The 23,834-nt window shown below is 36.2% G+C and carries 20 protein-coding genes; 18 read left to right on the forward strand and 2 right to left on the reverse strand.

Annotated features, from left to right (window positions below; translation table 11 throughout):
• The first annotated feature begins 141 nt into the window (after positions 1–141).
• From FS486_RS10225 to FS486_RS10255, 7 genes are all read left to right on the forward strand, one after another.
• Positions 142–1,122, forward strand: coding sequence for a TAXI family TRAP transporter solute-binding subunit (locus FS486_RS10225; RefSeq protein ID WP_144511238.1), 981 nt, complete (start codon positions 142–144; stop codon positions 1,120–1,122).
• A 63-nt stretch (positions 1,123–1,185) separates the two neighbouring features.
• A complete protein-coding gene (locus FS486_RS10230) occupies positions 1,186–1,704 on the forward strand; it encodes a DUF1850 domain-containing protein (RefSeq protein ID WP_144511239.1) in 519 nt (172 codons plus the stop codon).
• A complete protein-coding gene (locus FS486_RS10235; RefSeq protein ID WP_144511240.1) occupies positions 1,697–3,715 on the forward strand; it encodes a TRAP transporter permease in 2,019 nt (672 codons plus the stop codon). Before FS486_RS10230 ends, FS486_RS10235 begins: the two co-directional genes overlap by 8 nt.
• A 101-nt stretch (positions 3,716–3,816) precedes the next feature.
• Positions 3,817–4,830, forward strand: coding sequence for a LytTR family transcriptional regulator DNA-binding domain-containing protein (locus FS486_RS10240; RefSeq protein WP_144511241.1), 1,014 nt, complete (start codon positions 3,817–3,819; stop codon positions 4,828–4,830).
• Between the two features lie 118 nt (positions 4,831–4,948).
• Positions 4,949–5,797: an ABC transporter ATP-binding protein gene (locus FS486_RS10245; RefSeq protein WP_144511242.1), complete on the forward strand. Its 849-nt coding sequence runs from the start codon at positions 4,949–4,951 to the stop codon at positions 5,795–5,797.
• Positions 5,794–6,501, forward strand: coding sequence for an ABC transporter permease (locus FS486_RS10250; RefSeq protein WP_144511243.1), 708 nt, complete (start codon positions 5,794–5,796; stop codon positions 6,499–6,501). Before FS486_RS10245 ends, FS486_RS10250 begins: the two co-directional genes overlap by 4 nt.
• 183 nt (positions 6,502–6,684) lie before the next feature.
• Positions 6,685–7,878: an MFS transporter gene (locus FS486_RS10255; RefSeq protein ID WP_144511244.1), complete on the forward strand. Its 1,194-nt coding sequence runs from the start codon at positions 6,685–6,687 to the stop codon at positions 7,876–7,878.
• 71 nt (positions 7,879–7,949) lie between these two features.
• Here FS486_RS10255 and FS486_RS10260 read toward each other — a convergent pair whose 3' ends face one another.
• Positions 7,950–9,173 (reverse strand): CynX/NimT family MFS transporter, encoded by a 1,224-nt coding sequence (locus FS486_RS10260; RefSeq protein WP_144511245.1) that lies wholly within the window; start codon positions 9,171–9,173, stop codon positions 7,950–7,952.
• 156 nt (positions 9,174–9,329) lie between these two features.
• Here FS486_RS10260 and FS486_RS10265 point away from each other — a divergent pair, with 156 nt between their 5' ends.
• From FS486_RS10265 to FS486_RS10280, 4 genes are read left to right on the forward strand one after another with little or no spacing between them, the layout of a single operon-like run.
• On the forward strand, positions 9,330–10,124 hold the full coding sequence (locus FS486_RS10265; protein WP_144511246.1) for an ABC transporter ATP-binding protein: 795 nt from the start codon (positions 9,330–9,332) through the stop codon (positions 10,122–10,124).
• Positions 10,117–11,760, forward strand: a complete 1,644-nt coding sequence (locus FS486_RS10270; protein ID WP_144511247.1) for a hypothetical protein — start codon at positions 10,117–10,119, stop codon at positions 11,758–11,760. The genes FS486_RS10265 and FS486_RS10270 overlap by 8 nt, the downstream gene beginning before the upstream one ends.
• Positions 11,757–12,326: a nucleotidyltransferase family protein gene (locus FS486_RS10275; RefSeq protein WP_144511248.1), complete on the forward strand. Its 570-nt coding sequence runs from the start codon at positions 11,757–11,759 to the stop codon at positions 12,324–12,326. Before FS486_RS10270 ends, FS486_RS10275 begins: the two co-directional genes overlap by 4 nt.
• A gap of 29 nt (positions 12,327–12,355) precedes the next feature.
• Positions 12,356–12,946: a hypothetical protein gene (locus FS486_RS10280; RefSeq protein WP_144511249.1), complete on the forward strand. Its 591-nt coding sequence runs from the start codon at positions 12,356–12,358 to the stop codon at positions 12,944–12,946.
• Positions 12,947–12,993: 47 nt separating this feature from the next.
• Here FS486_RS10280 and FS486_RS10285 read toward each other — a convergent pair whose 3' ends face one another.
• Complete coding sequence (locus FS486_RS10285; RefSeq protein ID WP_144511250.1) at positions 12,994–13,692, reverse strand: glucosamine-6-phosphate deaminase; 699 nt, start codon at positions 13,690–13,692, stop codon at positions 12,994–12,996.
• A 138-nt stretch (positions 13,693–13,830) separates the two neighbouring features.
• On the opposite strand from FS486_RS10285, the gene cotE reads away from it, so the two are divergent.
• The 7 genes from cotE (at position 13,831) to miaA (ending at position 23,813) form a co-directional block, all read left to right on the forward strand.
• On the forward strand, positions 13,831–14,373 hold the full coding sequence (gene cotE, locus FS486_RS10290) for an outer spore coat protein CotE (protein ID WP_144511251.1): 543 nt from the start codon (positions 13,831–13,833) through the stop codon (positions 14,371–14,373).
• A gap of 75 nt (positions 14,374–14,448) precedes the next feature.
• A complete protein-coding gene (mutS, locus tag FS486_RS10295; RefSeq protein WP_144511252.1) occupies positions 14,449–17,013 on the forward strand; it encodes a DNA mismatch repair protein MutS in 2,565 nt (854 codons plus the stop codon).
• A 16-nt stretch (positions 17,014–17,029) separates the two neighbouring features.
• Positions 17,030–18,808, forward strand: a complete 1,779-nt coding sequence (gene mutL, locus FS486_RS10300; RefSeq protein WP_144511253.1) for a DNA mismatch repair endonuclease MutL — start codon at positions 17,030–17,032, stop codon at positions 18,806–18,808.
• A 10-nt stretch (positions 18,809–18,818) separates the two neighbouring features.
• Complete coding sequence (glpK, locus tag FS486_RS10305; protein ID WP_144511254.1) at positions 18,819–20,330, forward strand: glycerol kinase GlpK; 1,512 nt, start codon at positions 18,819–18,821, stop codon at positions 20,328–20,330.
• Positions 20,331–21,983 carry a glycerol-3-phosphate dehydrogenase/oxidase gene (locus FS486_RS10310; protein WP_144511255.1) on the forward strand — a complete coding sequence of 551 codons (1,653 nt, stop codon included), beginning with the start codon at positions 20,331–20,333 and terminating at the stop codon, positions 21,981–21,983.
• 20 nt (positions 21,984–22,003) lie between these two features.
• Positions 22,004–22,900, forward strand: a complete 897-nt coding sequence (locus FS486_RS10315) for an alpha/beta hydrolase (protein ID WP_144511256.1) — start codon at positions 22,004–22,006, stop codon at positions 22,898–22,900.
• Positions 22,893–23,813 carry a tRNA (adenosine(37)-N6)-dimethylallyltransferase MiaA gene (gene miaA, locus FS486_RS10320; protein WP_144511257.1) on the forward strand — a complete coding sequence of 307 codons (921 nt, stop codon included), beginning with the start codon at positions 22,893–22,895 and terminating at the stop codon, positions 23,811–23,813. Before FS486_RS10315 ends, miaA begins: the two co-directional genes overlap by 8 nt.
• Positions 23,814–23,834 lie beyond the last annotated feature (21 nt).

Here is a 23,834-nt window from a genome sequence, read left to right on the forward strand (position 1 = left end):
ATACATCGATCTGAAAAGATCCATGTATGTCTTTTTTTGTTGCAAAGGACTGAAAAAACAAAATACATTGACAACTGCAAACGTTTTTATGTTAAAATTGTTATGAACATGGGGAATATATATATAAAGGGAGGAATTGGAATGAAAAAGAAACAATTTAAATTGCTTTCACTATTAAGTATTATTGCTTTCTTAATTTTATCAGCATGTAGTTCAGATGATAAAGCAGGTGGAGATTCTAGTAAAAAGAAAGAAGACTACAAATATTTGAGTATACTAACGGGTGGAGTACAAGGAACTTATTATCCGCTTGGTGGAACATTTGCAGACTTAATTAGTAAAGAAACAGGTATTAAAACTACAGCGGAAGTATCACAAGCGTCTGCTGCTAATATGACTGCTTTACAAGAAGGTACACAAGAGATTGCATTTGTACAAACGGATATTGCCTATTATGCTACAGAAGGTAAGTTCATGTTTGAGGGGAACAAAATCGATACCATCTCTGCACTTGGATCCCTATATCCAGAAACTGTTCAGTTAGTAACGACGGACAAAACAGGTATTAAATCATTTGCAGATTTAAAAGGGAAGAAAATATCTGTAGGCGCTCCAGGTTCAGGAACATATGCGAATGCAGAACAATTACTTGAAATCCATGGCATTACGATGGATGATATTGAACCTCAAAATCTAGACTTTGGTGAATCTCAAGATAGTTTACAAGCAGGTCAAATTGACGCTGCATTCATCACAGCTGGTACGCCAACAGGAGCTGTTGAAGCATTAAATGCTGTTGCAAATGTTTTAATTATCCCAGTCGAAGATGCTAAAGCAGACGAATTAATTAAAAAATATCCTTACTATGCAAAAGACGTTGTTCCTTCAGGGACTTATGGTTTAACTGCAGATGTGCCAACAGTTTCAGTAGGTGCAATGCTAGCGGTGAGCAATGAACTTCCAGAAGACTTAGTATATGAAATGACAAAAGCTATTTATGATAACGCTTCAAGTATTACTCATCCTAAAGGTCAGTTTATAAAAGCAGAAACAGGTCTTGACGGTATCGGTATACCGGTGCATCCTGGAGCTCAAAAATACTTTGATGAAGTAAACAAATAATAGTAAGACTGGGGGCCATGTTGCGCATGCTTCATGCCCCTTTTTGAATGGAGGAGCTAGCGAATGCAATTTCTTAAAAAGCTTCTAATTCCTGTTATTGCTTGCGGTATAGCTCTTCTTATATTTTACCCTTACCAACAAGCGTTTGTATTCATGGAAACTAGAACGGATCATCCATCCGTTCACTACATTCCTATTGAAGACGACAATCAAACATTTCAAATCCGTTATACGCATTCCATTCACAAAACAGATGTAGTGGAATTTTACAAAGTTATTAATAAGTCGAAAATACAGTTACTTAAAATGGTTTATACCGATTTAGCAATTGGGTTACCAGGATTTGCAGAGGAAGGCCAAACATTCGAAGAAAAAGATGGTAAGTATATCCTTACATATAATAACGAAGTAATCGACTCATTTACGATATTAATAGGGAATATAAATTTGGATTTGGTATTACAGTATGAAGGCAGAGAAATAGACTTGAAAAAGGCCTTGCAACGTGGCAAATCTTATTTAGTGGAAATAAAAAAAATATCCCTTTATCAACAAATGAAAGGAGAAAATATGAATGGATAAAAAATTAGCTAATACCAATGAAGAAGAATTTAAGCAATTATCGGAAGAAGAACAGTTGGAAATACTAAAAAAATATGATCCCGAGTCGAATACAAGATCCGTTGAAGGAATTATGAAGACAGTCATATTCGTAGGGCTACTTGCATTTTCTCTTTTCCAATTGTATACGGCTATTTGGGGTCAATATACGGCATACTTACAACGCTCCGTCCATTTAGGGTTTGCATTATCCCTTATTTTTTTATTGTTCCCTGCTCGGAGGAAGTTACTTAAAAAAAGAACTATCCCGTTCTATGATTATATTTTATCTTTATTAGCTGTTGGAGTTGGATTGTATTGGCCGATACAGTATCAAGAATTAGTTTTTAGAGTAGGAAAGCTAACTCAATTAGACTTTATCGTCGGTTTGTTAGCTGTACTGTTGACACTTGAAGCTGCTCGTAGGGCTGTAGGAATGCCTATTACAATAATAGCAAGTGCCTTTTTAGTATATGGGATTTTCGGACCATATTTCCCCGGTTTCCTTGCACACAGAGGGCAAGATTTAAGTAGTCTTATCCATTTAATGTTCTTTACGACTGATGGGATATTGGGAACACCGATTAGTGTATCTGCAACATTTATTTTTGTCTTCTTACTTTTTGGAGCTTTCCTCGTAAAGACAGGAGTAGGGCAATATTTTAACGATTTAGCTGTAACAATAGCGGGACGCTTAGTAGGTGGACCAGCAAAAGTTGCAATTTTCTCCAGTGCTTTGCAAGGGACAATTTCAGGAAGTTCCGTTGCAAATGTAGTAACTTCAGGTTCCTATACGATACCGATGATGAAAAAACTTGGTTATCGTAAAGAGTTTGCCGGAGGGGTAGAAGCAGCGGCATCAACAGGAGGTCAGCTAATGCCTCCAATTATGGGTGCCGCAGCATTTTTAATGGTTGAATTTATCGGGGGCATTACGTACTGGGAAATCGCCAAAGCTGCAGCAATTCCTGCCATCCTCTACTTTACAGGTATTTGGATTATGACGCATTTCGAAGCAAAACGTGTTGGTTTAAAGGGCTTATCCAAAGAGGAAATGCCAAACCGTATGGAAGTATTTAAAAAACTTTATCTCCTTATTCCAATTATAGCTATCATTGTTCTAATGTTTATCGGAGTACCAACGATGCAAGCAGCTCTTTGGGGTATTGTAGCCGCAGTTGTGTTTAGTGCTTTTGATAAGCAAACAAGAATGGGCTTCAAAGATATTATAGAGGCATTAGTCGATGGGGCAAGGACGGCTCTAGCAGTTGCTGCCGCTACTGCAGCAGCAGGTATCATAGTAGGTGTTGTTGTCAAAACAGGCTTAGGCTTGAGTTTAGCTAACGGTCTAATTTCTGCTTCAGGTGGGAATATATTTTTAACGCTTGTCTTTACAATGTTGGCTTCTATCGTACTAGGGATGGGATCACCAACTACAGCTAACTATGTAATCACAAGTACTATTGCTGCTCCAGCGATTATTACTTTACTAATGATTGATATGCCTGCTGGTTCAACAGTTCCTTTAGTTATTGCATTATCGGCACATTTATTTGTTTTCTATTTTGGAATTATTGCCGATATAACACCTCCCGTTGCACTTGCAGCATTTGCAGCATCTGGAGTGTCTGGTGGGGATCCTATTAAAACGGGTGTAGTAGCTGCAAAATTAGCGATTGCCGCGTTTATCATTCCATATATGGTGATCTTTTCACCAGCATTATTAATGATGGACACGACATTCTTAGAGATTGTTTGGGTAGTCTTTACAGCTGTCATTGGTATGATTGCTATTGGTGCAGGTATGATAGGTTACTGGTATCGAAAAGTTACATGGATTGAAAGGATTTTCGCTATAGGTGCGGGTCTGTTGTTAATCTATCCAGAAAGCTTTTCTGATATCGCAGGATTGATCATCTTTGCGATTCTGTTTGCAATTCAACTTTTCACACGTGAAAAAGGAGATGCAACTAAGAAAGCGGCAGTTGCTTAAAAATAAAAATCACGGACCCAAATTGGTTCGTGATTTTTATTTTTCTTTCTATTTTCATGGTATTATTAGAAGGTTAAGAATAGTAGAAATGAGGATTTGATATGTCTCTAAAATTTTTACAAGCTGAAAAGCAGATAAATGATACGATTGTTTTTCCAGTATTTAATCTAGTAATTGAGCCTACAGAGGTTGTTGCAATATGTTCAAGCGTGAATATAAGAGAACAGCTTATTCAGATCTTATTAGGCAAGGAATTTTTATCGAGTGGGGAAATACAATATGCTTCCAAGGAGAAGTTGGCCTACTTTTTCTTAAATGAGGGGTTTCATGAACGCCTTACTGTGAAAGAATCATTAAAGTTTTATCATCAATTGTATCAATCACAAGAATCTTTAGATAACATTACTCGTACTGTGCAACTTGACTCAAAGAAACATAAGAAATTGAAAGAACTTACATACTCTGAAAAAAAACGTGTACAACTTGCATCCATACTTTTACAAAATCCTGATGTTTACATAATGGAGGAACCTGATCAAAACTTGGATGTAGAATCCAAAAGAATATTTAATATAGTGCTACAGCATCTGCGTATAACCAACAAATCGGTACTTATACTAACCAGTCATTTGGAAAGTGCCATAACGATTGCCGATAAAATATATCGATTAGATAATAAAGGACTTCACCAAATCCAAACGGAAATAGAGAATAAAGAAGAGGAAAATAGTTTAGAAATAGATAACGAGAAAGTAGAAAAAGTCATTCAACCGATTCGATTTGAAAAAATTCCTACGAAAGTAAATGAAAAAATCGTCTTATTTGAACCGACAGAAATCGATTATATAGAAAGCATGGATGGACAGACTTTTTTAAATATTAAGGGTGAATCATTTCCTTGTGTTTTTACATTGAATGATTTAGAAGAGCGATTGTTGCCGTTTGGATTTTTTAGGTGTCACCGTTCGTATATTGTAAATTTGCAAAAAGTTCGAGAAGTCATCACATGGACTAGAAATAGCTATAGTCTAGTATTAGAGGATACAAAAAAGTCGTCTGTACCCTTGTCCAAAACAAAAATGGCGGATTTAAAAGGAATGTTAGGCCTAAAATAAGCTCCGTTCACCCCCAAAATCACTCCATTCACCTGAAATATGATGTTTCTTTTATGAAAATCTCTTAATCTGATGGTGTACATAACAAATGTTCAACTAAAAAATTAGGAGGATGATTATGGAAAATGCAATCGAAGTAAAAGGGTTAACAAAATATTTTACGAATTTTAAAGCGATTGAAGGCATCGATTTTCAAGTAAAAAAAGGAGAGATTTTTGGATTTCTCGGTCCGAGTGGATCCGGAAAAACAACAACGATAAAAATTCTGACAGGTCAATTAAACCCGACGGAAGGAAAAGCTCAAGTTTTTGGAATGGACGTAAGCAATTTAAAAAGTTCAAAAGCAAGAAAATTATTTGGAGTCTTAACGGATAACAGTGGCTTGTATGGAAGATTGTCCATCTATGAGAATCTAAAGCTATATTGTGACTTATATGAGTTACCTTTATCTAAAATAGAGGAAGCACTTGAATTTGTTAATTTAAAAGAAGAAAGTAAAAAGCGAGTCTCTACATTATCAAAAGGGATGACACAGCGTGTAATTTTAGCAAGAGCAATCATTCATGAGCCGGAGCTATTATTTTTAGATGAGCCCACATCAGCTCTAGATCCTGTAAATACACTCCATATATATAATGGTTTACGTGCATTAAACAACAAAGGAACAACGATCTTTTTAACGACGCATGATATGCAAGAGGCAGACATATTGTGTAATCGAGTTGCATTTCTAAATAAAGGGAAAATTCAATTGTTAGATAAACCAAGTGAGTTAAAAAAGAAGTTTGCAGATACGACTATTACAGTAGAACTAACAAATGAAGAAAAAAAAGTTCTTCCAAAAGATTCAGCAGGTGCGGAAGAGATGTACCAATTGATGAAAGAAAATCGGGTAGTGACAGTGCATTCAAACGAACCGACGTTAGGAGATATATTCGTAATGGCGACAGGAGGTAAATTAGTATGACTTTTTCATGGAAACGGGTAAATGCAATTTTTCAAAAGGATTTCAAAGATTTTTCAAGGAATATAGCTGTTTCAATCGTAATTTTTTTACCGCTTATTATGGCTGCCGTATACGGTCGCATGGGAGTAGATTCGATTCAAGTCCATTTTATGACTATTAATATGACTTTCGCTATGGTGGGAACATATGTTCAATGCTGTTTAATAGCAGAGGAAAAAGAGAAAAATACATTGCGCGGACTTATGTTATCTCCAGCTAATACTTTTGAAATTCTAGGTGGAAAAAGTTTGTTATCGTTTGTATTAACGATTACTATTATATTTTTTAGCGCATTTTTATCAGAATATAAACCTGCAAGTATAACAATGGTGGCAGTCGCTATTATTTTGTCTAGCCTATTTTATATTGGAATGGGCACATTGTTAGGGTTAATCGCAAAATCGGTGATGGAGTCTTCTGTTATCGTACTTCCAGTCATTGGGGTTTTCACAGTTGGTTCGTTTGCCACAGTATGGGCTCAAAAGTATCCTGTATTAAAGGCCTTAGAATATATGCCAAATGTACAACTGATTGATTTGGCTGAAAAAGTGGAAAAGGGAGCCCGATTTGTAAATGTGCTTTCAAACTTGGGCATTATCGGCGCGTGGGTAGTTGTTGTCTTTGTGCTAACAGTAGTCGTGTATAAAAAACGTATGGTGGATTGATGTTAAATAGAATGATAGGTTGATGGAACATAAAAAGTAATAATAAACGAAGTCAGGTCAGGAAGAAACATTTACCCCCAAGGTTTCTTCCGCTTGCTTCATAGTAAAGGAGTTTTTATATGAATAGTCCAATCTGAACCCCCTAAATCACACAAGCAAGTAAAGTGAAGTGGGGGATTCTAAATGAAAGTAAATAAAAATTTTTGGTTTTTAACAATCGGCCAATCACTGGCTAATCTTGGTGATATATTTTATGTCGTTAGTGTCATTAGTATTTTGTATCAGATGACACAATCCGCAACTGTAACGGCTTTTGTACCATTTACGATTACAACCGCTATGTTTGTATCAAGTATTTTAACTCCTTTAGCAATCGGAAAGTGGCGTTTAAAAACATTGTTGGTAGGAACTCAAATTGGGAAAACAATTTTGTTAATAGGGCTAGGTATTTTTGTTCTTTTCTTTTTGCAGAAAACGAATTATTTTTTCATCTTCTTCATTCTTGCGGGGATCGCATTTTTAGATGGTTGTGCGAATCCGATTTTAAGAACTTTCCTCCCTTATTATGTGGTGGATGACCAGCTAGTACGGGCGAATAGTATCGTAGAGTCAATCGGGCAAATCATTCAAATAGGGGCTTGGCTTTTTGGGGCTCTATTGCTACTTGTAATAAGTGCTATCCAATTGGTGTGGTTAGTAAGTGGATTATTTCTGCTGTCTTGCTTATTTTTATGCTTCATTTCACATGTTCACCATGCAGAGGAAAAAGAGGAAAAACTTTGGGATCTGCTGACAAAAGGATGGAAAAGCATCGTTGCCACTCCATTGCTGAGAAAAGTAATTCAAATGGACATTTTGGAAACAATAGCAGGAGCAGTATGGATTGCAGCGATTGTTTATATATTTGTCGAGCAAGCATTACATGCAGGAGAACAATGGTGGGGCCTTATCAATGGAAGCTTTTTTATAGGTTTACTAATAGGAAGTATTTTTTGCGTAAAATTTCAACGGGTCGTTGAACATTGTAAATATTATTTTATATTTGGCGGGTCTTTGCTCGGTGGTGTCTTAACTGTATTGTTCGGCATAACAAGCCAACCGGTAATAGCGCTCATTTTGTCTGCTGGAATCGGTTTATTTTCACAACTTAAGAATATACCACAGCAAACGGCAATTCAAAGAAGTGTTTCAACCGATAAGCTAGCAACAGTCTATACCTCACTAGGTACAGTAGCGACTGGAGTTTTTGGTATTTCTTCTTTACTCATAGGAATATTAGCAGATTTGTTTGGAATAAGAGTTGTATTTTTAATTTCAGGATTTTTATTAGCTATGGTTAGTTTAATTGCGTTTAAAAATAAACAATTATTTGTGTAGGATGCACGAAGTATAAAAAAGCTCAGTTCGAAATAAAGTCGACTGAGCTTTTTCTTAATGCAAATTCCTTTTCATTGTTCTACAGAAGAAACGACTGTATTCCTACCAGCATGCATGCCAAAAAAGAATAATAATATCGCCGACACCATAAATAATACAAGGGGTACCGACCAGCTTGCAGTCGCGTCATGAAGGAATCCAAAAAATACTGGACCAAGCGCTGCAAGAAGATAACCAAATGACTGAGCCGTACCTGACAATTCTGCTGCTTCTATTGGTGTTCGAGTGCGTAGATTAAAAAACATCATAACTAAACTAAAAGAAGCCCCTCCTGCTAAACCGAGAAAAATCATCCAAAGAACAGTCAAAGAAGTTGGTCCTGACAATAGTCCAGCAAAACCTATTAAATAAAATAATGAAAATATACCAACTAATATTCGTTGATCTTTCATACGTCCAGCTAGAATCGGAGTTAAAAATGTTACCGGAAGTTGGGCAAATTGCAGTAAGGATAACATCCATCCTGATTTGTCGGCACTCATTCCTTGTGATTGCAAGATTTCAGGTAGCCAAGCCGCAGTCGTGTAAAAAATGAGTGACTGTAGCCCCATACATAACGTGACAGTCCAAGTTATGGGGGACGACAAAAGCGATTTCGTTTTAACTCTAGAGGTCGATTGTTCCACCTTTGTTATTACTTTCCTTTTCGTGATTTGCGGCAACCAGACGATGATAGCGATAATTGTTAAAATGGACCAACATCCAAGTGCTCCTTGCCATCCAAGTGAAGTATTTTCTGCAATGGGATAACTGATCCCAGCACCTATGCTTGCAGAGAAATTCATGGATAAGGTGAAAATGGCAGTTAATAGACCTACTTGTAATGGAAATTTTAGTTTTATCAAACTGGGCAATAAAACATTGCCAAATGAAATTGCAATACCAATCAAGGAAGTTCCGATAAGTAATAAGGTAGTGCTTCCTAATGATCGGCTAATTATTCCGGCTGCCAATAAAATAATAGAGAAGAATAATGTCAATTCTATTCCGAAACGTCTCGCAATTTTAGGTACGAACGGTGAGATAACTGCAAATGCAATAAGGGGAATAGTAGTTATAAACCCTGCCAAGATGTTGGAAATAGTAAGAGAATCTCTAATATGAGAAATAATAGGTCCTACTGATGTAAGAGGGGACCTAAGCGTAGCAGCAATAAAAATAATACCAATAATCAACAAGATCCTATTTCGGTTATTTTTTTCTTCCGTATTCTGCAAAAGTTTTGTCTCCTTCATAATTTTTACTATAGCAAGACTAACACTTTTCTAAAGCTAAATTCAATAGAATAAATAATAATAGTTTGAATATTTATAGCTCACTTCAACAAATTTAATAGTATATAGGAAAAATGGAATGTGCATAAAGTATTTTTAAAAGAAGGGAGTTTTTTGATGCATACAGAAAAGATTTTGTCTTTAACAGATGTTAGGATGAGTTTCGGCAACAAGCAAGTGTTAAATGGTGTGAATTTAGATGTGTATCAAGGGCAAATTATTGGTTATATCGGACCGAATGGGGCTGGTAAAAGTACAACTGTTAAGTTGATGCTTGGATTGATAGAGGGATATAAAGGCAAAATTGAAATTTTCGGCGAAGATATTGCAAATGGCGATTTTTCGTATAAACGAAAGATTGGCTATGTACCAGAAACAGCAGAGCTATATGATAATCTTACTGCGTGTGAGTATTTAACTTTCACAGGGGAGTTATATGGGTTAAGTGCGGAAGAAGCGGAAAGTAAAGCGTTGAAATTAATGAAAGAATTTAATCTTGAATCTGTGTTTTATCAGCGGCTATCCTCCTATTCAAAAGGAATGAGGCAAAAGGTACTTATCATTTCTAGTCTATTGCATGATCCAGATTTATTGTTTTTTGACGAACCGTTAAGTGGTTTAGATGCAAATAGTGTCATGATTATCAAAGAAATACTCGATCAGCTAGCGAAACGAGGAAAAACAATCTTTTACTCCTCACATATTATGGATGTTGTTGAGAAAATAAGTAACCGCATTATTCTACTCGTAGAAGGTCGTGTTGTCGCAGATGGGACTTTTAAAGAACTACAAGCACAAAGCGAAGAAGGAACGTTAGAAGAAATTTTTAATCAAATAACTGGATTTTCTGAACATCAGGAGATTGCAGAGAAATTTGTAGGAATAGTTAGTGAGGGAAGAGCTGATGGATGACTTTACATCTCTCCGAGTGTTAGATCGTTTCAAGGGTATATTCCTTAAGCTAGATATAGAATATGAAGTAATGCGTAAAATTTTGCAACTGAAGTTAACGATGGATAGTAGAAGGATGCCGCCAGTCTTTAATGGTACAAAGGTGAAAAAAGAAGGAAATCAGTTTACAAAATCACTATGGTTGTATGGACTATATGGTCTTCTATTATTGACTCCATTCCTCTTTTTTGGAAATCAATATATCTTCTTCACTAGTATTATGTTTAGCATGTTAATGTTCATATTAATGACGTCGATGGTCTCTGACTTTTCAGCTGTTCTATTAGATATCCGAGGCAAAAATATTCTCCATACGAAACCGATAAGCAAGCGGACGCTTAACGCAGCAAAAATTGTACATATACTTATTTATATGTTCTTATTAACAGGCTCGTTCGTCATTATTCCATTAGTTCTCAGTATAATAAAACATGGGCCAGGGTTCACGCTTATTTTTGCGATAGAAATAATACTGATAAGTTGTTTAGTAGTTGTGCTAACTGCTTTTGTTTACTTATTTGTATTGCGTTTTTTTAGTGGGGAAAAGCTTAAAGATATTATCAATTATGTTCAAATTATATTATCGGTAGCTATTATGATCAGCTATCAGCTAGTAGCAAGGTCGTTTGAAATTATAAATTTAGATATTACCTATTCTTTTGCTTGGTGGCATTTGTTGTTACCGCCGATTTGGTTTGGTGCTCCATTTGAGGTATTTTTACATAATGATTTATCGCCACATATGATTATGTTGACGACATTTGCTTTATTTGTACCTATCTTATCTATTATTTTATATATTCGTCTAATGCCTGCATTTGAGCGAAACCTAGCAAAACTTGCAAGCGATTCAAATAGGAAGAAAAAGAAATCTCGGACGTTAGCAAAATTCTGGGCGAAAATATTATGCAAAACGAAAGAAGAACGTACATTTTACATGTTTTCCTCGCTAATGATGACGCAAGAACGAGATCTGAAGTTAAAGATTTATCCACAGCTAGGTGTGGCATTTATTTTTCCGTTCATTTTCCTATTTACTGATTTAAGAAACAGCTCGTTCGCGGAAATAGGCCTAGGAAATAAGTTTATGATGATTTATTTTAGTTTAATCATGATCCCATCAGTTGTTTATATGCTTAAATTTTCAGGTACTTACAAAGGACAATGGATCTATAGAGCGGCACCGATTCAGCACGAAACTTCTATGTATAGTGGAACATTAAAAGCGTGTATTATTAATTATCTTTTACCTATTTTTCTAATTCTAAGTACAGTGTTTCTATGGATTTTTTCGTTTCGTATATTACCAGATTTATTAGTTGTACTACTAGTTGCGATTACAATGACGCTTGTATCCTATCGAATATTGAATGGTGAAGTATATCCTTTCTCGAATTCTCCTGAGCATACACAAGATGCTAGTAGTATTAAAGTTTTCGGAAGTATGCTAGTCATAGGTTTCTTCGTAATTGTTCATTTATTTTTTTCTAAAATTTCGTATGGGCTGTATGTGTATATGCTCATTTTAATAATCGGTATATTGATTGGATGGAAACGAACTTTTCCAAGAAAATTGACAAGAGAGGCTATCAAGTGAAACTCGAAAATACAAAAGATATTACTAGACTTATCGAAGCAGACCATTGGATGATGGACATATTAAGAGTTGCAAAAGGGTTAAATCTTCCGGATTGGTGGATTTGTGCTGGTTTTGTCCGTTCGAAGATTTGGGATGCCCTCCATTCCCTTGAAGAAAGAACTTCAGTCGCAGACATTGATGTGATTTATTTTGATTCTTCTAATGTGGAGGAGTGCCAAGAAAAAAAACTAGAAGAACGGCTAAAAGATATTGCACCAAATATACCATGGTCTGTGAAAAACCAAGCAAGAATGCATCATGTAAATAACTTGCCCGCATATTCATCAGCGGTGGATGGGATAGCAAAGTTTCCGGAGACAGTAACAGCTTTGGGTGTGAAATTAGACGATAAAGACAAGGTGATCTTAACAGCACCATATGGCGTAAAAGATGTTCTTCAATTAAAAGTTAGACCTACCCCTCTTTTTTTGACAACTAAGGAGTTAAAAGATGTGTATATGGAAAGGGTCCGAAAAAAAGATTGGGCATCTATTTGGAATAAGCTTAAGATTTATTATCAATAGAAGTGAAAAGAGAGGGAAGGGGTGAATAAATGAGGAGTATGAGGCTGACAATTGTATTTGTTGTACTAATATTTACATTGTTTGCTTGTAGTAAAGAAACGGAATTAGAGTATGTTTCTGAAGTTAAGCTAACAGATAGAGAGAAGTTTTTATTATCATCAACTAGTGATTATTCATTTGTTTTTGATTTTCAAAATGACAATAAAAAGTATAAACAAATAGCTTTATGGGTAGACAAATATGAGTTTGGAAAGCTAACTGAGGAGAAAATAAATCATTTAACAACTGAAATTGAAGAAAGTGGAACGATTGTTTTCACGGCATCCAAATTAATTGGTAGTCAAATAAATTCAACTTTTAATATAAGTGTAGGAACAGATAGTTCTACAAGTGGTGTGAGTACAGATCAGGTAATGCCAAAAATGGATCAAAGTACATGGGGCAGCAATTCACAAAAAAGTATACCCCTTTCGGAAAATATGGCTTTAGCGAGTATTGCTTATGCAAATGGGAATGGAATGAGCTCCCTTTCTACAGACTTTTATAACGATGTGGAGAGTCACTTAGACGAGATTAAGGCATATGATGTCGTATATATTTTGAAAAGTAAATTTCAGTAATTAGTAATAACTAAAAGGACTTCCTGCTTAATAGGAAGTCCTTTCATTTAGTTAATATCCGTAATAACGGTCACATGTGGATGTTTTTTTAATATTGTAATTGGCCATTGTTCCGTTATGTCATCCCCACGCAATGCTTCGATTGCAGGACGTTTCTTTTCTCCAAAGGCTAATAATATGATTTTTTTCGCCTTCATGATAGAAGCAATTCCCATTGTGAAAGCAGTCTGAGGAATTTTCTCGTTGTCATTAAAATACTGACTATTAACACCGAGTGTAGAATCCGTCAATTGTGCTACATGCGTTACTGAGTCAAATGAAGTACCTGGCTCATTAAATGCAATATGTCCATTTTCCCCAACCCCTAAAAATTGAATATCTAGAGGATGCTCATTTAAAAGATTTTCATATCTTTCACATTCTTCTTCTAAATTATTTGCCATTCCATTTGGAATATGTGTTTCTTTAAATTGTTTACTAGAAAATAATTGCTGATGCATAAAATAAGCATAGCTATTTATATTTGTTGCTTCTAAACCAATATATTCATCCAAGTTAAAAGCAATAACCTCTGAGAAGTCCAATGATGATTCTATAAGATTGTTATAAATAGGGATCATTGTGCTCCCAGTTGCTAAACCTAATACGTTTAAAGAATTTGCTTTTAATTCATTGTCCAGCTTTTCTTGCACGACAGCAGCAGCCTCTTGTTGATTGGCTACTTGGATTACTTCAAAAAACGCCATTTCAAAACCTCACTCTTCATAATATATCCTTTAATTGTATGTGCTATCAACGAAAAGGTCAACGAATTATCCCGACATACGAACCCATTGGGCATATAGCGCATATGATGTTATGACTTGAATACAAGGAGGAAAAACATGAAACACTTGCGACAAATCGTTACGAAAGCTGTAGTTGCTAAAGGGAAAAAGAGAACGGAATCTTGCGAAGTTCTTTGTCCGCCAAATACACCATCTAGCATTTTAGGTTGCTGGGTTATCAATCATACTTGCCAATCCAAAAAACAAGGGAAATATGTAGAAATTACAGGGAAATTTGATATAAACGTTTGGTATGCACATCACGATCATTCTAAAACCTCTGTTTTTACAGAAACGATTCATTATAAAGACAGAATTAAACTGCATTATCGAGACAAAGATTCAACAGGTGAGGAAGTACATGTGCGTGTGCTTCAACAACCAAATTGTACAGAAGCAATCATCATCGAAAAAGGAACGAAATTCCAAGTGACAGTAGAACGTGAACTTCTTGCGGAAGTGGTAGGGGAAACCACTATTTGCATACAAGTGCAAGATCAGGAATTTGAGGAAGAATGGGCATTTAGCGAAGAAAGCTCATCCAGCTCTTCAAGTTCATCCAGCTCCTCTAGCGAACAAAATCCATCTTCCTCACTTTAACAAGCCGGTCAGTCTTTCCGGCTTTTTTTTGTTATAATATAATAATTGAAGTTAAAGAAGAGAGAAGGACAGTACATGACTACACAAACTCCTATGATGCAACAGTATATAAAGATTAAGGAAAATTATATAGATGCATTTTTATTTTTTAGATTAGGCGATTTTTACGAATTATTTAATGATGATGCGATTAAAGCTTCTGCGCTATTAGAAATTACATTAACGAGTAGAAAAGATGGCATACCAATGTGTGGTGTGCCGCATCATTCTGCACAAAGTTATATTGAAACACTTATTAGTAAAGGATATAAGGTCGCAATTTGCGAACAAGTAGAAGATCCTAAACAGGCAAAAGGGGTAGTAAAAAGAGAAGTCGTTCGTTTAATCACACCAGGGACGATTATAGAAGGTAAAGGAATGCAAAATAAAACCAATTATTTTATTGCATCGGCTGATTTACTGCCTACAAACGAAGTTGCTTTCGCTTATTTAGACGTTTCGACAGGTGATGGCTTTACGACCATTATACGTGGTGATGAGAAAGAGGTCGTGCAAGAATTACTAGCCATCCAGGCTAAAGAATTAATCGTAAGTGAACAAATGTATGTATTGATCAATGACCTATCGGCTGTACATGATTTTACGTTGTCAATTGAACCCGATGAATCGATAGAACAAGAGATAGAAAAATATGTGCAAAATCATCCGGTCGAAACACATCGAACAGTAAAACGCTTATTGCAATACATTGAAAAAACACAAATGCGTTCGCTTTTACATATACAACCTTTTACGTTTCAACTGCGAGATTCTTTTTTAGCCATTGATTATCATTCAAAAAGAAACTTAGAGCTCATCTCCTCCATTCGTAATACAGAGCAAAAAGGTACTTTACTATGGTTACTGGATGAAACTGTTACTGCCATGGGAGGAAGAAAACTCAAACAATGGATTCATCAGCCACTTGCAGACAAAAATGCAATAGAGGCCCGTTTAGAAATTGTTACAAGTTTCTTAGAAGATTTTATGCTAAAGGAAGAAATAAAAGAAGCATTTAAAGAAGTATATGATTTAGAACGACTTGTAGGTAGGATTGGATTTGGAAGTGCAGGGGGAAGGGATCTTGCTCAGCTAAGGCAGTCATTATCTAAAATCCCCTTTATTAAGCAACAATTATTGGACTCCAATAATGAAGCATTAATAATTTTGGGACAAAAAATAGAGGATTGCCAAGATATTTGGAGAAAGTTAGATGTAGCGTTAAATGAAAATCCACCCATATCGGTGAAAGATGGCGGTGTGATTAAAGATGGTTTCAATGAACGATTAGACCGGCTACGTGATGCTTCAATTAACGGGAAAAAATGGATTGCCGAGCTAGAGCAAAGGGAGCGGGAACTTACGGGAGCTAAAAGCTTGAAAATAGGATACAACCGAATTTTTGGCTATTATATAGAATTGACGAAGTCGAATATACATTTCGCAGATGAGGACCGATATGTTCGTAAGCAAACACTTGCTAATGCAGAACGCTATATTACTGATGAATTAAAAGAAAAGGAATCACTCATACTCTCCGCGGAAGACGAAAGCCTACTACTTGAATATGAATTATTTACTCAATTGAGAGAGGAAATTAAAGCGTATATTCCTAGGGTTCAACAGCTAGCTAAGCAAATTAGTGAGTTAGACGTTTTTATTTCATTTGCTCAAGTATCCGAAAAACATCGACTAACAAAGCCAGCATTTCATGACACAAATGCAATGATTATTAAAGAAGGAAGACATCCAGTAGTTGAAAAAATGATGAATAATCAGTTATACGTACCTAACGATTGTTTGTTGACAGAGGATGAAAACATGCTTTTAATAACTGGACCAAATATGTCTGGTAAAAGTACATTTATGCGACAAATTGCCATTACGATTATCATGGCTCAAATTGGCTGTTATGTTCCAGCAGAAATGGCTGAACTTCCAATTGTCGATAAAATATTTACACGAATTGGAGCAGCGGATGACTTAGCGGGCGGCCAAAGTACATTTATGATTGAAATGATGGAATCCCAACATGCCATTATGAATGCAACGAGTAAAAGCCTCCTTCTTTTCGATGAGATCGGACGTGGAACTTCCACTTATGACGGTATGAGCTTAGCACAAGCGATGATGGAATATATTCATAATAATATAGGGGCAAATACACTTTTCTCCACACATTATCATGAGTTAACGGATTTAGAAAAAACATTAACAAAACTACGTAATGTTCATGTTGCAGCAACAGAAAAAGATGGGAAAGTTGTATTCTTACACAAACTAAAAGATGGACCGGCCGATAAGAGCTATGGGATCCATGTAGCAGAGCTAGCCCAATTACCTGAAGAGATTATTGAAAGAGCACAGGAAATACTGCAAACTTTTGAGCATCAAGAGAAAAAGCCAACAACGGAAACCGTCAGAGAAGAACAACAATTATCCTTTTTTGACGAACAATTGACTAAACCAGTCCTTCGCGATGTGAATGGAAACAAATATGCAGAAAAAATAATTAAAAAACTGAAAAAAATCAATATATCAGGAACAACACCGTTAGAAGCATTGCAAATATTATATGAGCTTCAAAATGAAATAGAATAAAAAGAAGGTGAACTAAGTGGGACAGATTATCGTAATGGAAGAGCTGCTTTCCAATAAAATAGCTGCAGGTGAAGTAGTGGAACGTCCCGCCTCAGTCGTAAAAGAATTAGTCGAAAATGCAATTGATGCAGAAAGTACATCGATTGAAATAGTGTTAGAAGAAGCAGGATTAGCGAAAATACAAGTGACCGATAATGGAAAAGGGATGGACGAGGAGGACGCAGTACAATCTTTTTCAAGGCATGCGACCTCGAAAATCACAACAGAACATGATTTGTTTAGAATCCGTTCTTTAGGTTTTCGGGGGGAAGCACTTGCGAGTATAGCCTCAGTTTCAAAAATTAGTCTATGGACTTCCGATGGAAATAATATTGGAACAAAAGTAGAGCTGGAAGGTGGTCGAGTAATTTCTTGTACACCTGCACCAATCCGGAGAGGCACAGATATTGAAGTGAAGCAATTGTTTTTTAATACACCAGCCAGATTAAAATATTTAAAAACAATCCAAACAGAGCTTGGACATTCCATCGATTTGATCAATCGTTTGGCACTTAGTTATCCTTCGATTGCATTTAAACTATCCAATAATGGACAAACGATTATTCAAACAAGTGGTAGAGGGGATTTGAGACAGGTTCTCGCTTCTATATACGGTGTTTCGAACGTAAAAAAAATGGTTTCTTTTCAACAAGAGTCCTCTGATTTTCAAATTTCTGGATTTGCAACGTTGCCAGAAATTACACGTGCATCAAAAAATTATATTACAATTTTAGTAAATGGCCGTTGGGTTAAGCATTATGGATTAAATAATGCAATAGTCGATGCTTATCATACACTTCTACCAATTGGCAGATATCCAATCGTAGTGTTAAATATTGACACGGATCCAATGCTTACAGATGTAAATGTACATCCTGCCAAGCATCAAATCAGACTCAGCAAAGAAAAAGAATTAATGGAACTAGTAAGACAAACTATACGTTCTGTCATTCACCGCGTGCAACAGCCACCGAAAATAGTAGAAAAACAAGAAGTAAAAAAACAGCCAAGCGTGCAGTTTGATTTGTTCAAACCATCATACTCTGAACCAGATAAGACTATGGCTCCCCCTATGAAAGAAGTAGAGCAGCCTTCCGTAATTTACGAGGAAATAGAACCTTTACAAGAGGAAACAATTGTAGAAGAGTGTGAATATGTGGAAGAAAAAAAGCCTTTTCCAGACTTACATGTTGTAGGACAAATTCATGGAACGTATATTGTTGCGCAAAGCGATGATGGTTTTTACCTTATTGATCAGCACGCAGCACAAGAACGGATTAAATACGAATTTTACAAAGAAAAGGTTGGAGAAGTAAATGCAAGCGAAAGACAAGCGTTGCTTCTTCCCCTAACCTTTCACTATTCATTAGATGAAGCATATAGGATCAAAGAGTCTTTAGAAGAGTTAAAAGAGGTTGGAATATTTTTAGAGGAGTTCGGTTCTACTAGCTTTGTAGTAAGGGAACATCCAGCCTGGTTTCCGAAAGGCCATGAAACCAAAATTATAGAAAGCTTAATTGAACAAGTATTAACGAACCGAAAAGTAGATATTAAAAAGCTGCGGGAAGAAGCAGCGATTATGATGAGTTGTAAATTATCTATTAAAGCCAATCATTATTTAACGGTAAATGATATGCAACAACTTCTTGAAAGTTTGAAGAACGCACAGCATCCACTTACATGTCCACATGGTCGACCAGTTATTGTTCACTTTTCTACGTATGAAATAGAAAAAATGTTTAAACGAGTAATGTAGGAGGGTCTAAATGGGAAAGTATATTTTATCAATTGATCAAGGTACTACAAGCTCACGAGCTATTTTATTCGATAAACAAGGCAATATTGTTCATGTCGCTCAAAAGGAATTTACGCAATTTTTTCCAAAAGCCGGATGGGTAGAGCATGATGCACAAGAAATTTGGGGTTCTGTTTTATCTGTCATTGCAACTGTTCTAACAGAAAGTGGCAACCAACCTGAAGATGTTCACGCAATTGGAATAACAAACCAGCGCGAAACAACCGTCGTGTGGAATAAAAAAACGGGAAAGCCTATCTATCATGCCATCGTTTGGCAATCAAGACAGACACAAGATATTATTGACGAACTCAAAAAAGAACAGCTTGATACATTCTTTAAAGAAAAAACTGGTCTCATGCTTGACCCTTACTTCTCTGCAACAAAAGTAAAGTGGATATTAGATAATATAGAGGGTGCTAAAGAACAAGCCGAGGCCGGGGAATTACTTTTTGGAACAATAGATACTTGGTTAATATGGAAATTATCTAATGGCAGTGTCCATGTAACAGATTACTCCAATGCTTCTAGAACTATGCTCTATAACATTTATGAACAACAATGGGATGCGGAAATTTGTGAAAAGCTAAATATCCCGCTCACTATGCTACCAAAAGTTGCATCTTCATCTGAAGTATATGCAAAAACGGATCCTTCCGTATTTTTTGGGAAAGCAATTGATATTGCCGGAGCAGCGGGTGATCAGCAAGCTGCTCTATTTGGTCAATGTTGCTTTGAAAAAGGGATGGCCAAAAACACGTATGGCACAGGTTGTTTTATGTTACTTAATACGGGGGAAGAAGCAGTAACATCGTCCTCTGGTTTATTAACTACGATAGCATGGGGGTTAAACGGTAAAGTAACATATGCGTTAGAAGGAAGCGTATTTGTCGCGGGATCTGCTATTCAATGGCTGCGAGATGGATTACGTATGGTAAAAAAAGCTTCAGAGTCAGAAAACTATGCAAATCGAGTAGATTCAACGGATGGAGTTTATATTGTTCCAGCATTTGTTGGGCTTGGCACTCCATATTGGGATTCGGATGCAAGAGGTGCAATTTTCGGTTTGTCGCGAGGCACGACTAAAGAACATTTCATACGAGCCACACTTGAATCATTGGCTTATCAAACAAAAGATGTACTCCTTACAATGGAACACGACTCAAATGTAGATGTAGAAATTCTTCGTGTGGACGGCGGTGCTGTGAGTAATGAGTTTCTTATGCAATTTCAAAGCGACTTGTTAGATTTACCAATCGAACTGGCTAAGTTAAATGAAACAACTGCACTTGGAGCTGCTTTTTTAGCGGGCCTTGCAACTGGTTATTGGAAAGATGAACAGGAACTTGCCAATATGCGTGTAAGTCAAAGACTATACAAACCGAAAATGGATGAAAAGTATCGGAAGCAGTTGTATAAAGGGTGGAAAAAAGCTGTGGAAGCAACAAGAGTGTTCAAACTTTCAGACAACGAGGTGGAATAATTGAAATCTTCAGTGGAACGTGAACAAATTTTGCAAACGCTGGACTTTTATGAGTTTGATGTATTAGTGATTGGCGGAGGTATTACTGGAGCAGGTATAGCATTGGATGCAGTAACTCGTGGCATGTCTGTGGCATTAGTGGAAATGCAAGATTTTGCTGCTGGAACTTCTAGCAGGTCAACAAAACTTGTACATGGAGGTCTGCGCTATTTAAAGCAATTCGAAGTAAAGATGGTAGCAGAAGTCGGAAAAGAAAGAGAAATTGTATATGAAAATGCTGTGCATGTAACGGAACCTGAATGGATGTTACTTCCTTTTCATAAAAAAGGAACATTTGGTCCACTGAGTACATCAGCAGGTCTAAAAGTATATGACTTTCTAGCGGGTGTAAAAAAAGAGGAACGTCGTTATATGTTAACTCCTGAAGAAACAATCGAAAAGGAACCACTTGTAAAAAGTAAAGACCTTCTTGGTGGGGGGTATTATGTAGAATATCGAACAGATGATGCGAGACTTACTATAGAAGTAATTAAGAAAGCAATTGAAAAAGGTGCAGTTTGTTTAAACTACGCAAAAGCTAAATCATTTATCTATAATGAGCAAAATAAGGTGATAGGCGCAGAAATCGTAGATGTTGTAAAAAATAAAAGAATAAATATTCACGCGAAAAAAATTGTAAATGCAACTGGGCCGTGGGTAGATGCCGTGCGAGCATTGGATTCTATCGATAATAAGAAAAAGCTAAAGTTAACAAAAGGTGTTCATATTGTGATGGATCAGTCTATTTTTCCTTTAAGGCAAGCTATTTACTTCGACTCTCCAGATAAACGGATGATATTTGCCATCCCACGCGATGGAAAAACATATGTTGGGACGACCGACACCTTTTTTGAAGGAAATATCGAACATCCTGTTGCTACAGAAGAAGATGTAGATTATTTGCTAAACGCAATTCACCATATGTTTCCGTTAGTAAACGTTTCGAAAAATCAAGTAGAATCCTCTTGGGCAGGCGTACGACCACTTATATATGAAGATGGAAAAGACCCATCCGAGATATCTCGGAAAGATGAAGTTTGGCAGTCAGAAGCCGGGTTGTTCACCATAGCTGGTGGTAAATTGACAGGTTATCGTAAAATGGCGGAAACCATTGTGAATGCAATTTCCAAGCAACTAGGTGATGAGAAGTACGGTCCATGTGTCACAAAACATTTAGTTTTATCGGGCGGTGATGTAGGTGGGTCGGACCAATTTGAAGCTTTTATAGCAAAAAAAGCACAGATAGCCCCATCTTATGGACTCACTGAAAAAGAAGGGATGAGATTGGCAAAGATTTACGGGACTAATGTTGATAAAATATTTCAATATGCACATATTTTATCGACGACTGCTCTAGATATCCCACTAAGCCTACTAGCACAAGTGTATTATGCTGTTCACGAAGAAATGGCCTATTCTCCAGTAGATTTTTTAGTTAGAAGAACAGGAATGCTATATTTCCAAGTTGATCAATTTAAAAAATATAAAGGGGATATATTGAAGATAATGGGGCAATTATTACATTATACCGAACAAGAAGTAACGTCTTTCCGAAATCAATTAGATAAACTATTAATGGAATCTACTTTAAACGAAAGCAGGGTTGCACTCTGAAAACTATTTTAGAAGGTCAAATGTCTGATAATCACCTTGTTCATATTGTGAAGTATATTCCAGAACAAACCCCGATTGCACATGTCCACCTATTGCACGGGATGGCTGAACATATAGATCGTTATGAGGAATTTGCACAATTTCTAGTGGATCATGGATTTATCGTCAGTGGACATGATCATCGTGGTCATGGTAAAACAGCTGAGAAAAATGGACTTTTAGGGTTTTGGAGTGAAAATGATGGCTTTGAACGTGTTACTGAGGATGTCCGGGAAGTGTTAGTGCAAGTCAGAGAAGATATGGAAGAAATACCACTAATCTTATTCGGCCATAGTATGGGCTCGTTTATAGCTCGAAGATATATGCAAAAATATAGTGAATCACTAAGCAAAGTTGTTATTTGTGGAACAACATTCAGTCCTGGTGTAATGGGGAATATTGGCACAATTATTGGAAAGATTGCATCCAATTTGCAAACACCTAAAACAGAAAGCAATCTCTTAAATAAGCTTTCGTTTGGTGGGTTCAATAAGAAAATTAAAGATGCACAAACAGACTTTGATTGGCTAAGTTCAGATGAGGACGAAGTCAAAAAGTATATAGAAGATCCACTCTGTGGATTCATTCCTTCCAATCAGTTTTATATCGACCTTTTTAGTGGATTAAAACTCATTCATAAAGAAGAGGAAATAAATAAAGTCAGAAAAGATTTGCCGGTACTAATCATAAGTGGACTACAAGATCCCGTTGGAAAAGATGGCAAGGATATATTTAAAGTAGCGAAAAGTTTTAGCGATGCAGGGATGAATAATGTGACAGTACAATTAATAGAAAATGCACGACATGAAATTTTAAACGAAGTAAATAAGATGCAGACGTATCAATATATCGTAAATTGGATGATAAAAAATGACTGATAAGCCTATTGTATTAGCTGTTGTAGGGCCAACAGCAGTTGGAAAAACCGCTTTAAGTATAGAACTTGCAAAAGCATTTAATGGAGAAATTATTAATGGGGATTCCATGCAGATATATCGGGAGCTCTCAATTGGAACTGCTAAAATCACAGATGATGAAATGGAAGGAATTCCTCATCATTTGTTGGATATTAAAGATCCTACTGATAGTTTTTCTGTTGCAGAATACCAAAAGATAGTTAGAGACAAAATAGATGAAATAGCTTCTAGAGGTAAGCTTCCAATTATTGTTGGGGGAACCGGTCTTTATATTCAATCCGTGTTATATGATTTCCGCTTTACAGAACAACCAAAAATAGATAATTCTATACAACGACAATTAGAAAAACTTTCTTCAGACGAATTGTATAAACGTTTACAAAAAGAGGATCCTCAAGCAGCAGAAGAGATCCATCCAAACAATATACAGCGAATTATTCGCGCCATAGAACGAGTGGAGCTTAGTGGCAAACAGAAAAACGAAATTGAACAGAACCATGGACGAGAAAATGTATACCCGCATTATATTATTGGATTATCCATTGACCGTGAACTACTTTATGAGCGCATTAATAAACGAGTAGATACGATGATTGAAAAAGGATTATTGAATGAAGTTAAACAACTGCATGAAAAAGGTATTCGCGGTGTTCAATCGATACAAGCAATTGGCTATAAGGAAATCTATGCTTATTTGGATGGTCTAATGTCGCTAGAGGAGGCACTTGAACATTTGAAACAAAATTCAAGAAGATATGCGAAACGTCAACTGACATACTTCCGCAATAAGATGGACATCCATTGGTATAATCCATTTATAGATAGCGAAAAGATCATAAAAGAAATTACTGAATTCTTGCAGGAAAATAAATAATTAAGGCGAATATTACGTATG

The organism is Bacillus sp. FJAT-22090, assembly GCF_007676755.1.
Taxonomy (GTDB): domain Bacteria; phylum Bacillota; class Bacilli; order Bacillales_A; family Planococcaceae; genus Psychrobacillus.